15 protein-coding genes and 1 other RNA gene are annotated in these 14668 nt (G+C 44.6%); 5 read left to right on the top strand and 11 right to left on the bottom strand.

What is annotated here, in order from left to right; genetic code table 11:
- Window positions 1-5: 5 nt before the first annotated feature.
- Window positions 6-1355, bottom strand: coding sequence for a TolC family protein (locus LYZ37_RS09485; protein WP_420794619.1), 1350 nt, complete (start codon window positions 1353-1355; stop codon window positions 6-8).
- Between the two features lie 87 nt (window positions 1356-1442).
- On the bottom strand, window positions 1443-1820 hold the full coding sequence (locus LYZ37_RS09490) for a hypothetical protein (protein ID WP_272785316.1): 378 nt from the start codon (window positions 1818-1820) through the stop codon (window positions 1443-1445).
- 220 nt (window positions 1821-2040) lie between these two features.
- Between LYZ37_RS09490 and LYZ37_RS09495 the strand changes: the two genes are divergently transcribed.
- A complete protein-coding gene (locus tag LYZ37_RS09495) occupies window positions 2041-2814 on the top strand; it encodes a substrate-binding periplasmic protein (protein ID WP_272785317.1) in 774 nt (257 codons plus the stop codon).
- A 72-nt stretch (window positions 2815-2886) separates the two neighbouring features.
- Complete coding sequence (locus LYZ37_RS09500; RefSeq protein WP_272785318.1) at window positions 2887-3864, top strand: DUF6929 family protein; 978 nt, start codon at window positions 2887-2889, stop codon at window positions 3862-3864.
- A 51-nt stretch (window positions 3865-3915) separates the two neighbouring features.
- Here the strand turns inward: LYZ37_RS09500 and LYZ37_RS09505 are convergent, their stop codons facing one another.
- The 5 genes from LYZ37_RS09505 to LYZ37_RS09525 form a co-directional block, all read right to left on the bottom strand.
- Window positions 3916-5289, bottom strand: coding sequence for a serine hydrolase domain-containing protein (locus LYZ37_RS09505; RefSeq protein WP_272785319.1), 1374 nt, complete (start codon window positions 5287-5289; stop codon window positions 3916-3918).
- 58 nt (window positions 5290-5347) lie between these two features.
- Window positions 5348-6238: a LysR family transcriptional regulator gene (locus LYZ37_RS09510; protein WP_272785320.1), complete on the bottom strand. Its 891-nt coding sequence runs from the start codon at window positions 6236-6238 to the stop codon at window positions 5348-5350.
- Window positions 6239-6419: 181 nt separating this feature from the next.
- Window positions 6420-6516, bottom strand: an RNA gene (gene ffs / locus LYZ37_RS09515) — signal recognition particle sRNA small type.
- A gap of 127 nt (window positions 6517-6643) precedes the next feature.
- Window positions 6644-8653: a GGDEF domain-containing protein gene (locus tag LYZ37_RS09520; protein ID WP_272785321.1), complete on the bottom strand. Its 2010-nt coding sequence runs from the start codon at window positions 8651-8653 to the stop codon at window positions 6644-6646.
- A 157-nt stretch (window positions 8654-8810) separates the two neighbouring features.
- Entirely contained in the window at window positions 8811-9551 is a 741-nt protein-coding gene (locus tag LYZ37_RS09525; RefSeq protein WP_272785322.1) for a hypothetical protein, read from the bottom strand.
- A 49-nt stretch (window positions 9552-9600) separates the two neighbouring features.
- On the opposite strand from LYZ37_RS09525, the gene LYZ37_RS09530 reads away from it, so the two are divergent.
- Window positions 9601-9903, top strand: a complete 303-nt coding sequence (locus LYZ37_RS09530) for a DNA base-flipping protein (protein WP_272785323.1) — start codon at window positions 9601-9603, stop codon at window positions 9901-9903.
- Window positions 9904-9938: 35 nt separating this feature from the next.
- Here LYZ37_RS09530 and LYZ37_RS09535 read toward each other — a convergent pair whose 3' ends face one another.
- Window positions 9939-10367: a YbaY family lipoprotein gene (locus LYZ37_RS09535; RefSeq protein ID WP_272785325.1), complete on the bottom strand. Its 429-nt coding sequence runs from the start codon at window positions 10365-10367 to the stop codon at window positions 9939-9941.
- 194 nt (window positions 10368-10561) lie between these two features.
- On the opposite strand from LYZ37_RS09535, the gene tesB reads away from it, so the two are divergent.
- Window positions 10562-11422, top strand: a complete 861-nt coding sequence (gene tesB, locus LYZ37_RS09540) for an acyl-CoA thioesterase II (RefSeq protein ID WP_004748249.1) — start codon at window positions 10562-10564, stop codon at window positions 11420-11422.
- Between the two features lie 38 nt (window positions 11423-11460).
- Here tesB and LYZ37_RS09545 read toward each other — a convergent pair whose 3' ends face one another.
- Window positions 11461-12492, bottom strand: coding sequence for a YHYH protein (locus LYZ37_RS09545; RefSeq protein WP_272785326.1), 1032 nt, complete (start codon window positions 12490-12492; stop codon window positions 11461-11463).
- A gap of 97 nt (window positions 12493-12589) precedes the next feature.
- Window positions 12590-13057: an Lrp/AsnC family transcriptional regulator gene (locus tag LYZ37_RS09550; protein ID WP_272785327.1), complete on the bottom strand. Its 468-nt coding sequence runs from the start codon at window positions 13055-13057 to the stop codon at window positions 12590-12592.
- Between the two features lie 123 nt (window positions 13058-13180).
- Here LYZ37_RS09550 and LYZ37_RS09555 point away from each other — a divergent pair, with 123 nt between their 5' ends.
- Window positions 13181-14248, top strand: a complete 1068-nt coding sequence (locus LYZ37_RS09555) for a PLP-dependent cysteine synthase family protein (RefSeq protein WP_272785328.1) — start codon at window positions 13181-13183, stop codon at window positions 14246-14248.
- Between the two features lie 95 nt (window positions 14249-14343).
- Here LYZ37_RS09555 and LYZ37_RS09560 read toward each other — a convergent pair whose 3' ends face one another.
- A complete protein-coding gene (locus LYZ37_RS09560; RefSeq protein ID WP_004748255.1) occupies window positions 14344-14664 on the bottom strand; it encodes a DUF1244 domain-containing protein in 321 nt (106 codons plus the stop codon).
- Between the last annotated feature and the right edge of the window lie 4 nt (window positions 14665-14668).

Consider the following 14668-nt stretch of genomic DNA (forward strand, 5'->3'; position numbering starts at 1 on the left):
TTGTTCTACTGAGTGATTTCAGGTAGCGAGACCTGAAACTCGAAAGCGCTAAATAGCGTCGCTAAGTTACTCTTGACGATGTTTAGATCGGTCAATAAGCGTTGCTGTTCTAATTGCAAAGCAAGGTCATCTCTCGTAGCGGCGATCACGTCGCTAAACTGCGCGGTGTTATTTTGATAACCACGTTCGACGGCAAGAATTCTTGCTCGCGCTTGAGGTAGTAAGGTGGTTTGGTAGCGTTCAAGTCGTTGATTTAAATTACGCTCATCAACCAGTAACGCGTTCACTTTGGCATTCATCTGCGCTAGCAAAGTGTCTTTCAGAGACTTAGTCGCCCCAACTTGATACTGCGCGGCGGCTAAGTTTCTGTCTTGTCGATTGCCCGTAAACATCGGAACATCGACTGTCAGATAAGCGCTGACAAGATCAGAGGCAGGTTCGCCCATCATGTTGTTTGCCTGTCGATAGGCATACATCACTTCAACACCAACTTGAGGCGTATAAGCTTGTTCAGCGATGTTGACCTGAGTTTCATTCACTGCAATCGAAGCATCGATCATCTGCACCATTGGATGTCGTTTAAGTAACTCGAAGTGGTCGGTTTGGTTTGCGTTGCTATCTAGCTTATTCGCTAGTCTGGGCCAATCTAGCTGATTGCTCGCTCGCAAATCACTGTGTTGATTGAGCCAGCCAATGCCTAGCCACTCAGAAAATTGAGAGACCAATCGAGTTTGCATTTGGCTGTTGGCTTGCAGTTGCTCATCAAGCTTGCTGACTTGAAGCTGGGCATTGAGTAAGTCTTGAGATTCACTCTTACCAATTGAATAGTTGGTTTGAATAAAGCCCTGTAGCTCGACGAGTAGCTGTTTGTTTTCTTGCAGAATCTGCTCAGCTTGTTGCAAATAACCCAGCTCTAACCACAACTGAGTCATCGCATTGGCAACCTCTAGTTCACGCGATTGCAATTGCAGTGTCACGCCATCTGCTTGTTGGTTCGCTTTCTTACGTTGCAGTTCGAGTGTCGAGCCCCGTTCAAACTGCTGCATCAAACCGACCGAGATGTTGGTCATTGGGTCTTCATCAAACTTAAAGCTTTCGGTTGGCAAACCGCCAAACCCCACCTTCAGTTTTGGGTCCATTAAGGTTGAGTTAGCAATACCCGTTTCTCTCATTGCGAGTGATTGGGCGTAGAGCTGTTTACGATTGGTATCATTATTTAACGCAGTATCAATCATCTGCGCCAGTAAATCGCGAGGTGGCTGCGCTGCTAAATCGGCCTCAGCCAATGCAGCAGTCGGGGCAAACCACAACGCTGCACTTAGCGTAAGTGCCAGACAGGTTGGTTTAGTCTTCACGTAGTAATCCGTTTCTATGTGCCTAAAAAGGCATAAAAGCGCCTCTTCACGAACAAATCGTAAAGAGATGAAGTAATAGAAAACGAGTTACGCTATTGGGGGGCGATACAGGGAGGACGTTTGGTTGATCGGCACACTCCTATCGTCTCGGACAATAAGAGCAAGATGGCTAGAAGTCGAGTGGACTGGCTGATAGTAATTAAGCAAAGCAAAGACTGTCATGCACATCACGTCGCAGCACATGTGCTGACTAGGCTCGGACTCACACTCCTCCATCACCATCGGGGAATGTTCTTCTAGATTGGATTTCATCGGCATATTGCATGCGCTTTGAGAATGATGCATTGAGCTTGCATCCATCATTTCAAAGCTCATTAAAGGCGCGCTACTAGATAGCGTCGAGAACAGCATCGAAAACATGCTGATCGCAACAATCCAGATTTTTTGGCGGACTCTGAACGTCATAACGCACCTAATAATGAACAATCCCATTTATGCTAAACCTTACCCTAGGGGAAGGGTCAATCACTGTTTCGCTATCCAATGACAAAAACTTGGAGCCAAGCCATAACTCTGCGGCTCAAACCGCTTGTAATGAAACAAAACCGTCATATTGAGGTCTCAAACTACTTATTAAGCAAATTGTCATCTAAATTTGTAGGTAGGAATTATCAAGGTAAACACTATGGGTAAGCTTGTCGCGTTACTACTGTTGTTGAGTTACTCATCGTTTTGCAGCGCAGAGGTTGTTAACCGAACCGTTAACCTTGTGGTCGGTGATTGGGAGCCCTACACCAGTAGCCAAGACAATCCCAACTATAAAGTCTCAGAAACGCTAGTTCGCGCCGCCTATGCGACCCAAGGATATCAAGTGAATATCGACTATCACCCTTGGAGTCGCGCCTACCGCTATGCACAAACGGATAAGTACGACGGGACTTTTCCTTGGTTTAAGAACAGTGAAAGGGAAGCCTTATTCCTATTCTCATCACCGTTGTTTGTGCAGAAAGTCGTGTTCTTTTATCACAGAAAAAGCCAATTTGACTGGCAAGAAATGGCTGACCTCAACAAATATCAAATCGGTGCGACTCAAGAATATGAAGTAACGCGTTTAATGCAATCAAACGGGGTAAAGCTTGAGATATCAAACTCTGATGATGTGAATTTTATTAAACTCGGCAAACATCGAATCGACGCCTACCCCGCAGGGCTTGAACGCGGATACTATATGCTTGGCAATTTACTTCCAGCCATGCAAATTAATCAGCTCAAAGTTCATCCCAAACCGATAATCGAAAATGACATGTATGTGATGTTCTCAAAGCAAAACCTCAGCCGCAGCCAGAAACTTAAAGAAGCGCTTCGGTTAGGTATTGAGCAACTGATAAAGTCGGGGGAGTATCAAAAAATCATTGATGTAGAAAAGCAGATTAGAACAGAGTCCTCAGTGCAAAATTAGTCTTTGTCATATTTCTGTCGTAATCTTGGCGTAAAAGACATTGTTTAATATAAAACAATAAAGGCCATCCTTTTGAAATCACTATTTTCTGCCACATTACTTTCACTGATCATTTCCTCACCTCTTCATGCTAAAGGCATGCAGCTTGAAGTGTCTTATCCTATATTAAATAAAGAGTTTCCTTCCGCTTCAGGCGCGGTATTTAGCAATAACAAAGTCTATGCGATTGGGGATGATTCTCCCTACCTCTTTGAATTGGATGCTGATCTAACCATTCAAGACAAGCAGCTCATCAAGCACTACCCTATCGCCAAAAACGGTCGCATCGTAAAGAAGGTTAAGCCTGATTTTGAAGCCATGGATGAAGTGGATTTTTATGGTAAACCTGCGTTCGTGATCTTAGGTTCCGGAAGCAAAGCGCATAAACGTGAATGGGCATTTTTGATCACCCAAGATCAACAAACCAAGATTGAACGTTCTTTACGACCTCTTTACCAGCAGCTCTATAAGCAGAGTGGTTTTAGCGGTAAGCAAAAGCTCAACATTGAAGGGCTTGCAAGTACCGATAAGTACGTTTTCGTACTCAATCGCGGTAACTCAGGCACTAATGTCATTTTCCGTCTACGTCTCGATGAGTTTGTCCAATATCTAGAAGGTCAAACCGATAGCGTCAACGAGATTACCGTTACCCATGTTCAGCTCCCTGTCTATCAGGGTTACGAAGCGACATTATCAGGCGCGGAATATTGGCCTGAGGCTGAGCAACTTGTTTTTACCGCTTCGATAGAAGCCACGGGGGATGCTTACAACGACGGAGATATTTTGGGTAGCTTTGTTGGCACAGTGCCTGTAAATCAACTCGGCGTTCATGGCAGCAAACTTGACCTGATCGAAGCCACCATACCGGTAATGAAAAATGGTCTGCGAGTTATCACAAAGGTGGAAACCGTTGCTATCACTGAAAGTAGTAGCGATAAAATCAAAGGGGTATTGCTGAGTGACAATGATGATGGAACGAGCGAGCTATTTCACTTTAAGTTAACTCGCTAGGAACGATTTTACAAACAAAGCCCCCTGCTTAGGGGGCTCTTTTCAATAATTTTATTTATCTAACTGATTGAAAATATTAAGAATAACTTGCTCGACGTAAAGCAGAACCATAGCCTGACCAGACGGCTCACGATATGCACCTGTCAATGCAATGATGTTACCTGTTTTGTGGTCAAACGCTGAGAACTGACCGTTCACACCAATCATGGTAGAGAACTTGCGCCCACCAAACTCAACGGTGCGCCATTGGTTTTTGTAGAAAGCCGTTGGCATTAATAGATGTTCGTAAGAAATACGACCCCAAGCTTGTTTTACTTCAGCATCGCCATTCTTAACTTGCTCGATGTACTTTTTAGGCAGTACTTGCTCACCTTTAAAGTTCTTGCCGTCGTTAACCATTAAGAAGCTACCAATCGCAAAATCACGTGTGGTCATGTTCGCAGCGCCAGATGCCATAGACTCTTTATTCACACTGGTATACATTGCCATATCGCTGGTAAAGCCACCTTTCTTCCATAGGTACTTTTCGTAAAACTCAGCGAGTGTCATACCACTTGCACGTGAAACTGCCAAACCTAACATTTCCGTGTTGATATCGCGATACTCATAGCCAAAGCCCGGTGGGTTTGCTGGTTTGGCTTGCTTAACGAAAACTTTTGATAGGTACTCGCTAAAAGAATTTATCTCACCATTCGCATCTGGGCGTGGAATTAGCTTGCCATCTTTCTCTACGTGGCCGTTATACCCCATCGCTGACGGCATGGAACTATCCCATGAACCATCTGCACCAGCCGCATAATTTGACCAGTGGTACCCGTCTCGGCTCTTAGGTAGCTTCACGACACCCGCGGTCATATCAGCATAGTAATGAAGAGGAATGTTCGCCCACTCGCTACCTTTCAGTTCAGGTGCATACTTACCGATAGGGTCATTCATACTGAGCAAGCCTTCTTCTTCAGCAATAAATGCAGCCATGCTCGAAAAAGACTTAGTCGAAGACATAATATGGTTCAGCGTATCTTTATTGGTACCATTCCAATAATCTTCAGCGATCACTTCGCCTTTTTTATTCATGATGACGTAGTTTTGGATACTGGCACGATCACGCATCACATCGTACAACGAGATTTTGTGTCCCGGAATCACATCGTCCAACATTACTTTAGCTGGGTCAAAGCTGTTTAACACCTTGATAGGCATCGCTTTATTTGGGTTATTCTCTACCTGAGCCCAGTGATGATAAAGATGCGCATCTGCCATGGTAAACTGGACAAAACGCTTCTCTTCCCAGTTCTCAACACCCGCTCCGTAATGGTTAAGATTTGCTTCCATTTGCGGATTGGGCTCATGGTATGTCACAGCCTGTACTGGAACAGTGATACCGACGCTAGATAGTAGGGTTAGTGCAAGTAGTGTCTTCTTCATGTGAAAGTTCCTTTATTAAGTTGTCCTAATCTTACTTGCGAGCATCGAATAATTTAAATTAGTTACTATTCGATTTTCGAATACTAAATGAATCAATGATGAATTGGCCGACTCTGCCCATATCTCTGTTCGCTGCCCATACTAAGTCTAAGCCTGAGTACATCTTAGTTTGATTAAACTCCGGCTTTATGGAAACAAGTGATCCTAACTCGATACGCTCATCGCTCCAATCTGATGGCAAGATTCCCCACCCCATACCAAGTTCAATAAGATGACTGCACTGAACCAAGTTATCCGCTTGCCAAGTATCTTGCGAAAAAATAGAGGTTTTACTTAACACAGGATGACTGCTGAGTGAGCGGCCGATGATTTGTCGCGCAGCGAGTAACTCTTCATTGGAGACTTCTGATAGATCAGCCAGTGGATAGTCAGGACTACATACGCACTGCCACTCATATTGATGAATGGTGATAAAATTGAGGTACTGAGGGTAAGCATCAGCACCAAAGTGTACACCGAGGTCAATCTCATGATTGAGTAGCGCTTGCTGCAAGGCTATGTGGTCGAGAAGCTGAATTTGTACTTCGGTGTTGGGAAACTTTTCTTCTAATCCAATCAAGACAGAGTCTAAGCAACTTAGTGGTGCCATAGGATCAACACCGATAACTATCTTGGTTTCGACCTCATTGTAAACCGCTTGAGCAAAGCTGTTCATCTTATCTGCCTGCCGCAACAAAAGTTTGGCCTGTTGATAAAGCCTTTCACCCGCCTTGGTTAAAGTGGGCTTACGGGTTTGACGATCAAATAAACTTAGGCCTAACTCATCTTCTAAGTTACTTACCCCAATACTGACTGAACTTTGACTTTTATTGAGCTTTCTCGCCGCGGCTGAAAAAGAGCCGGCTTCTACCGTAGTAACAAAAGCGATAGTTTGTTCCAAATTGATCATTCTATCTCTCACCATAACGCATTGATTGAAAATATTATTTATAACAATAATGCTAATGTCCCCCTATCTGCAATAAAGCAGCAAGGGCAAATATCGAAGAATTGGATGAAACTACGAATAGAAAAGTTGGGTAGGCAGATAGCAAAACGCCGCTAATAAAAGCGGCGTTTTAGATGGGTGGAGGCCCCAGCCACATCCCGGCACACAAGTCACACGCTGCGGCTGCTTCCTTCCGGACCTGACCGAGTTCACGAGCTATTGTTGCGGGAGGACCAGGGCCTCCATAGATTCTGTTTCCTTAGCATCGCTAAGGAGTGAGGGGATTATCAAGCATCCGATGGGGTATTTCAAGTCTAACACCGAATAAAACGCCTCTTTTCGTTTCAACTGCTTAGTCAGTAACCATTAATTGAGATAATGGACGTTTTTACCTTCATTGATGTCTTCGTTAGCACACTGTTTTGACTGCTGTTTATGCTGATACATCGCTTCATCGGCTTCGTTAAGCACTTCTTGTAAGCTCATAAAGGTGCGACGTGGTAACGAAATACCGATAGCGACAGAGATATCAAAGCTAAGTTTGTGCTCCTGTGAGCTAAAAGGCACTACTTTGAGTGTTTCGAGTATGGTACAAACACTTTGCTTATCTATTTTGCCAATTAAGATGAACTCATCGCCACCGATTCGATAACAGCGCCCTTTCCATAGTCGCTCAATATGTTCGGCGACACTTTTCAGCACCATATCCCCTACCTCATGACCATAGGTATCGTTAATCTGTTTAAAGTGGTTCACATCAAGATAGATGACCGTCATATCGGCACTCACACCAGTGCTAAATCGTTGGTGCAGAGAACGGCGATTTTTTAAACGCGTTAAAGGGTCTGTGTTTGACTGACTATGTAGGTACATTGAGACGATCAACATAAAGCCAATCACCATGACAAAAAGGATATGACTTTTACGTGAGAATGCCTGTTCAGCTTGCAGTGTCACGCGCCAATTCGGCTGGTAATCATAGCGCTCAATGGTAAAGCCAATATCGAGCATTTTTATTGCTCGGCTAAACAGAGGCGCAAGCTGGGCACCGACTTCGTTTTTAACAAAGCCAATCGCGACATCTGAGCGGTAAAAGCTGCCTATCAGCTGATCCTCTTCGAGTGGGAGTAAATCTTTTGATTCGCGTAACTTTTTATTGAAGCTTGCTCGGCTAGTTGCCATGTAGTCGATATCGCCGTTTAGTAGAGCAGTGTAAAGTTGCTGGGAGGTCGAGAATGATTTGAGCTCTTTATTAGGCAACAGCTGAGAAAGCAGATCGGCGAAAAAGTCATCTTTTAACACACCGATTTGCTCAACGATCAGCTCCGATACATTACTATAAACATTATCCTTATACCCTTCGCGCTTAATCATCACCACTTCAGGGAAGTAGTAGGGGTCACTAAACTCGGCAATATGTTTTCTTGGCTCCGAAACAATTAGTGGGGCAATGATATCAATCCGCTTGGCAACAAAATCTTGGTACATGCTCTCCCAAGTTTCATCGGCATGACTCACTACTTGGCAGTTAAGCATCAATATTTGACAAGACTGCATAACCACATCGGCGCTGATCCCCGTCACCTGACCATCTTTATGGTAAACCGTGTATTGGCCAACATTCTCTAGCTTAACTTTGTAGGTTCGATTGAGGTTCAAATTGCTATCAATAACAGACTGACGCAAGGCTTGTTGACGCAGTTCAAACTGATATTGCTTCACTGATTCCCTTAAGCGCTTCTGAATTTCCGCGGTATGGATGTAAGCTTCGATAGTCGCAAGTAAATCCCTATGCACATCTTTGGGTGCAATGATTGAAACAGGCTTAATCGACAATTGATTGTTAAGCAGTTGAGCATCATAACCCGCCAGCAACATCGGTTTTAGCTGATTGATCGCATCCACGATGCCATCAACCTTATTCTGTTCAAGGAGTGCTTTAGCGTGATCATGCCCAGTGTATTCAATCTGGGCGATATCTGGATAGTTGACGGAAATCAGGTCACCGTAGATCGTGCCTTGCGGAATACCAATAACCTTTGCAGAAGCCAACGTGGCGTTTTGCAAGCTATAAAGGTAAGTGAACTCAATATTGGTTGGGCTAGAGAAGTCAAAGAACTCTGCGCGCTCTGGGGTATAAGTTACGTTAGCGGCAAAGTCTGCGTGCCCTAATTTAACGGCTTCAAGAATGTCATTGAAGCTCGGGTAATAGACGTATTCGATCTCAATTCCAAAGCGTTCAGAAACCGAATCAAACAGGGTGCGCGTGACAAAGTCATCCGCCTCAATCCCTACTTTATAGGCAACATTGCTCATCGCCACGGGGGCGCAAATAATACTAATGATGAGAAGAGTCGTTCGCCAAATAAGACTCATGTCGCTTCTAAATCCCTTTTGAATAGTTATGATAGGTCAGAAAATTGCCCTATTGATGTAAGCCTTTCCTTGACTGACTAGAGCAGATTTTCGGCAATTCTGACACAACAAGTTTCCTATGCCAAGCTTGCATGTTCAATCAAAAAAAATAGATTTATTATATATCTTGATTCTCTTCGACACTGCGCAAAATGTAGTCCGTCATCCAGGCTGTGCCTAGTAAACAAATCCATACGACAAATACCGGATTCGGTACTTCGATATTGGGTGAAACAACCAAAGCAGCAAAGCCAACCGTCGGCAATGTCCAGCAAAGCAACTTACTCCAACGAAAGGTTTTCAGCTGAGACAAGCTCTCCATCGAAGCCATGATGCCAGTAATGCACAAAGCGATTAATGCCGCATAAGATAGGTCAGCAATCCAAAGAGGAAGAATCAATCCAAGCGCCCACCAACTGTGTTTATTTGATGGTTTCCAATGTGAAGCTGCCCACCAGATTACCGCAACCGATAGAGTTTGAACGAGAGTGACGATAGGCTCTCCTGCTAGCTTATCTCCGGCTTGCGTGACCATAATACCTATCAGTAAGGTCGCAACAATTAAGAAGCTGGTAAGTACCACACCAAGACTACTGCGTCTTGAGAAGGCCACCATTAACAAAGGAAACAAGACCCACAAACTCACTGAAAGTGTGATAGGTTGATGAGGAAGGGTTAGACCATAGGTTGTCATTGCAGCCATTAATACTAAGCCAACAAGACCGCCTTGAGGGAAAATCCATAATGCAGGAATTACCAAGGCTAATACCGGAATATCGCCTTCACTAATGCTGATAGCTCTAGCACAAACTACAGCTAACAGAGTTGTCACTAAGAACTGAAATGTAGAAAATACCATGCCCTCTCCTTATCCATTCCTTGGAAATCTGTACTAGGACACAGTCATTATGGACCAGTTTTTAATGCAAATCTTTGCAGTAATTCACCAAATTCCCTTAGGAAAAGTCAGTACTTACGGCGAGATCGCAAAAATGGCGGGTTATCCCGGTTATGCACGCCATGTAGGAAAAGCCCTAGGGAACTTGCCTGCTGATAGTAAATTGCCTTGGTTTCGTGTGATTAATAGCCAGGGTAGGATTTCACTTAAAGGGGAAGATTTAGTACGCCAACGTGAAGCGCTGATAGCGGAAGGGGTCGAAGTCAGCAATGACGGAAAGGTGAAATTAAACAAATATAGATGGCAACCTTAGCAGCGCTGCCATCGTTTTAACTTAAGTCTGCTTACCTAGTGGCGCACTCCAACAAGACGTAAATTTACCTCTTTGGTCTTCTCTGCATCCGTGATCACAGGGTAAATGGTATCAGAGATAAAACGTAGCTTACCATTCACTTCGATACGAGCACTGACACTATAACGGTGGCGCGGATCAATCTTTGAGGTATGGTAAGCCAAATCAAACTCAAACGGCGATTGCGCGCCATTGGTCTCAAAGCGGTGTTTAGCGATAACCTTAGCAGGAGCGTCAGCCAAAGAGACATCTTGCAAAGTCACGGTAATCAATGAGCCTTTTGGCAATGCAATTCGCTCTCGGTAAGAGACGGTTCCTGTCACGCTTTCGACTTTATTTTGTGATTGAGTTATCTCGGCAGATTGGCAGCCCACCAGTACCAAACCTAGTACTGCTGTAGCGACTAACGCGAATATTTTCTTCATTGAGCACTCTCTTAACTTATTAGATTTTCGAGAATTATAAGTAGACGCTATTTGCTTGTCATTGCAATTCGATGATTATTGACAAGACTTTAACTATGTTGAGTTTTGCCTGACATAGAAATCAAACAACTGTTTTATTTGTCACTAAAGCGGGTAAAATGCCACCTAGATACAAAGAATATAAGGTAGAGAAAATGAGTAAACCTCTAAGTGAATTGCTGGACTTGCTCCAACTTGAAAAGCTAGAAGAGGGCCTGTTTCGAGGTCAAAGTGAAAACTTAGGGCTTCCTCAAGTCTATGGAGGTCAAGTGATAGGCCAAGCCTTATCAGCAGCGCGTTATACCGTTGATGCAGACCGTACTGTTCACTCGTTCCATAGTTACTTCCTCTACCCTGGTGATCCTGAAAAACCGATTATCTATGACGTAGAAAATCTCCGTGATGGGCGCAGTTTCAGCACCCGCCGTGTTAAAGCCATTCAAAATGGTCGCCCAATTTTCTACTTAACCGCGTCTTACCACGGTGAAGCTCCAGGATTTGAGCACCAAAACACCATGCCGGATATTCCGGGGCCTGAAAACTATGCCTCTGAGTCAGAACTAGCGGAACGTATTGCCGACTTTTTACCAGAAAAACTAAAGAAGACCTTCTGTGGTGAAAAGCCAATTGAAATGCGTCCTGTCACTGTCGTTAATCCTCTAAAACCAGAGAAAGTCGAAGCGAAACAGTATCTGTGGATCCGAGCAAACGGCGAAATGCCAGATAATCAATTGATCCATCAGTACTTGCTTGGCTATGCCTCTGATTGGGGTTTCTTAGTCACTGCCCTTCACCCTCATGGCGTCTCTTTAATGACTCCGAAATTCCAAGTCGCCACCATCGATCACTCGATCTGGTTCCACCGTCCATTCAAGATGGACGAATGGTTGTTGTATGTCATTGAAAGCCCAACTGCGAGCAATACGCGTGGTCTGGTGCGTGGTGAGATTTACAATCGCAATGGTGACTTGGTGGCCTCTGCGGTACAAGAAGGCGTCATGCGCTTTACTGAATAATATCATCCTTCCAAGACTAGCCTCCTGACGGAGGCTTTTTAATGCGTGTGCCCGTGCGAACGCTCAATACTAAAACCACTAAAGCTAGTATCAACACTACCTTTGAAGCAATTAATCACCCAAGGGAATGCGTCGGTAACGTAATAACCGTACTGACCATTCACCGTCATGCCGTTACATTCATCGAGGTCTCCCAACCCTGCTGAGTACTCCCAGTCGCCACGAAACTGCCCGTCATAATTGCTGCTCGCAACGTTGCCACCCACAACGGGAGCCGTATAGCTTCCCACATCAACACGCGCCCCCGTTTTTAAGCGGTAACTAGAAGTCGCCTTACGAACCTGACTGGTTGAACTATCTAGGAAACAACTGCCATAAATTGGAAACCCATCAGCGGCAAAGCCAATTACCGGAGAGGCTTCTCCCCCCGCACAATCTTGCACGAACATAGCAACGGGATTGCCGTGGTAGTGATACTCCCCGGTAGGCTGGACATGCGCATTGTGAATATCGGTACCAAAGCCGTTTAGAGACGACATCGGATCGTAGCGCCACGGATTGTTGATTTCACTTTGACCACAACCCGTACGTTCATCCCCCACACCGTAGCAAGCAGCCGCCAACAGATCGACTTTAACGCCGTTAAGCAGCACCGCTTCTGACGTCCCCAAGCTTAACGCGGTAGTAGAACCAGCGAAGCTTGGCGAAGCGGTAAACTCATAGTAGGTCGATTGCTCGGAGACGTTGGTGGCAAATGAAGCCGTCACATCATTGAAGTCATGGTTAGGAATCGCATTCGACTGAATAATGCACTTACTACCGCTCGACGTTATCTGCGTTTGACCGGTGTAAACGAGTGAGCGTTGGATGTCATTCACAGTAGAAAAAAACGTACCCAAATATTGTTGGCAATCACCTGAAAGATTAGTAAATAAAAGGTTAGTGATGTTATTGCCTGATACCGAAGGCGTTGAAGCAGCGCTACTTGAGTCATCTCCGCCATTGCAGCCACTAAGTAGTGTCGCTGCAATGACAAAACTCAAGGCGTTAGTTGATGGTAATGCTGACATTTTATTCATCCTTGTTATGTGTGTTTGTTGTCAGATTAGTCACACTTAACAAGTTTAAAAATGAGCTTTACTTGGCTTTACCCTGCCATACACTTCTTTACGTATGGCATATTGGAAGAGCCGTGGTGTACTTAAGCGGTTCCATGGCAAAGGTAGAGGTCACGTTAGAAATACCTTCGACAGAGTTGACCAGTTTTTTGTAAAAATGATCAAAGCACTGCATATCTTTAACCAATACTTTCATCATGTAATCGTACTCACCCGCCATACGGTAGAACTCCATTACTTCAGGAAACTCTGACGCAGTGGAAACAAACTGGCTATACCACTCGTGAGAATGGTCACTTGTCTTTACTAGCACAAATGCAGTGAATGACAGATCGAGTTTTTCGGGGTTAAGCAAGGCGACTCGCTTTTGAATCACGCCCGCTTCCTCTAGCTTTTTAAGTCGCTTCCAACATGGTGTTGTAGTCAGGTTAACCGCCTCCGCCAGCTCGTTAAGAGACAAGGTCGCATCGTTTTGCAGTAGATCGAGCATCTTGCGGTCAATTTTATCAATATCCATATCCACACACTTCTCAAAGTAGAAATATTTTCTCCAAATAAAGCAAAATGCGATAAAAATAGCAAAGCTTTTCTCCCCATTAATAGGTAAATTAACCTCATAACGATTCTAAGGAGAAACCCTATGTGTACTGACCATAACTGGATTAACAATGCAGTCCGTAAAATCGAAGCTGACTATCAGCGTAGTGCTGATACACACCTTATCAAACTCGATTTACCGAGCGTTGATGGCATCGACATCTACTTAAAAGACGAAAGTACGCATCCGACAGGTTCCCTTAAGCATCGCTTAGCGCGCTCTCTGTTCCTGTATGCCATTTGTAATGGCTGGGTTGGCCCAGAGACAACCATCATTGAGTCATCTTCAGGCAGTACTGCGGTTTCTGAAGCTTACTTTGCTCGCCTACTTGGCTTACCATTTATCGCTGTCATGCCAAAGTGCACTGCACGTAAGAAAATCGAGCAGATCGAATTTTACGGTGGTCAGGCTCACCTTGTAGATCGCTCAGATCAGATCTATGCAGAGTCACACCGCCTAGCTAAAGAGTTAAATGGTCACTATATGGACCAGTTTACCTACGCCGAGCGAGCAACCGACTGGCGCGGCAACAACAACATTGCCAACTCAATTTTCAGTCAGATGGAAATGGAAGATCACTCAGTACCCGCTTGGATCGTGATGAGTCCAGGTACTGGTGGTACCTCAGCAACTATTGGTCGTTTCATTCGTTACCAACAGCACGACACCAAATTGTGCGTAGTCGATCCTGAAAACTCAGTATTCCACGACTACTTCAAAACCGGCGATAAAAATCTAACCGGCAACAATGGAAGCAAAATTGAAGGCATAGGCCGTCCACGCGTAGAGCCAAGCTTTATTCCTGGCGTAGTTGATGAGATGCGCACCATTCCAGACGCAGCATCTGTCGCAACTGCGCACTGGCTAGAGAAAATTCTAGGTCGTAAGGTGGGCGCTTCTACCGGAACAAACCTTTACGGCGTTCTTCAACTGGCTAGCGAAATGAAAGCACGTGGAGAAAAAGGCTCTATCGTTACTCTGCTATGTGATAGCGGTGAGCGTTACTTAGATACTTACTACAACGCAGAATGGGTTAAAGAGAATATTGGAGATACACAGCCATACTCTATCAAACTAGAAGAATTTGAAACGACAGGCCAGATTAGCTAACTTCAGCCATGCCTCTATATCCTTTGGCTAGATATACAAAAACCGCTACTCATTGAGTAGCGGTTTTTTAAATCTAGGGTCTGTGGACCTGACGATTACTTTTTGTTTTGACGCGCTTCGAATGCCGCTAATTGCTCTGGTGTCGCTTTCGGTTGATGGTTTTGCTTCCACTCATCGTAAGTCATGCCGTAAACACGTTCGCGAGCGTCATCAATGTCTAGGTCTAAACCTTGTGTTTCCGCCTCAGCTTTGTACCATTTACTGAAACAGTTACGACAGAAACCTGCCAAAATCATTAGATCGATATTTTGCACATCTTTGTTGTCATCCAGATGTGTAAGCAGACGACGAAACACCGCTGCGTCTAGTTTATCTTGCTCTTCTTGGGATAGATTTTTGTATTTAAATTCAGCCACTTTA

Origin of the sequence: Vibrio tubiashii, assembly GCF_028551255.1 — a bacterium.
GTDB classification, from domain to species: Bacteria; Pseudomonadota; Gammaproteobacteria; order Enterobacterales; family Vibrionaceae; genus Vibrio; species Vibrio tubiashii_B.

Coding starts and splice junctions, on each gene's coding strand:
- LYZ37_RS09490 (WP_272785316.1), bottom strand. CDS start 1,820: ATGACGTTCAGAGTCCGCCAAAAAATCTGGATTGTTGCGATCAGCATG.
- LYZ37_RS09495 (WP_272785317.1), top strand. CDS start 2,041: ATGGGTAAGCTTGTCGCGTTACTACTGTTGTTGAGTTACTCATCGTTT.
- LYZ37_RS09505 (WP_272785319.1), bottom strand. CDS start 5,289: ATGAAGAAGACACTACTTGCACTAACCCTACTATCTAGCGTCGGTATC.
- LYZ37_RS09510 (WP_272785320.1), bottom strand. CDS start 6,238: ATGATCAATTTGGAACAAACTATCGCTTTTGTTACTACGGTAGAAGCC.
- LYZ37_RS09520 (WP_272785321.1), bottom strand. CDS start 8,653: ATGAGTCTTATTTGGCGAACGACTCTTCTCATCATTAGTATTATTTGC.
- LYZ37_RS09525 (WP_272785322.1), bottom strand. CDS start 9,551: ATGGTATTTTCTACATTTCAGTTCTTAGTGACAACTCTGTTAGCTGTA.
- LYZ37_RS09530 (WP_272785323.1), top strand. CDS start 9,601: ATGGACCAGTTTTTAATGCAAATCTTTGCAGTAATTCACCAAATTCCC.
- LYZ37_RS09535 (WP_272785325.1), bottom strand. CDS start 10,367: ATGAAGAAAATATTCGCGTTAGTCGCTACAGCAGTACTAGGTTTGGTA.
- tesB (WP_004748249.1), top strand. CDS start 10,562: ATGAGTAAACCTCTAAGTGAATTGCTGGACTTGCTCCAACTTGAAAAG.
- LYZ37_RS09545 (WP_272785326.1), bottom strand. CDS start 12,492: ATGTCAGCATTACCATCAACTAACGCCTTGAGTTTTGTCATTGCAGCG.
- LYZ37_RS09550 (WP_272785327.1), bottom strand. CDS start 13,057: ATGGATATTGATAAAATTGACCGCAAGATGCTCGATCTACTGCAAAAC.
- LYZ37_RS09555 (WP_272785328.1), top strand. CDS start 13,181: ATGTGTACTGACCATAACTGGATTAACAATGCAGTCCGTAAAATCGAA.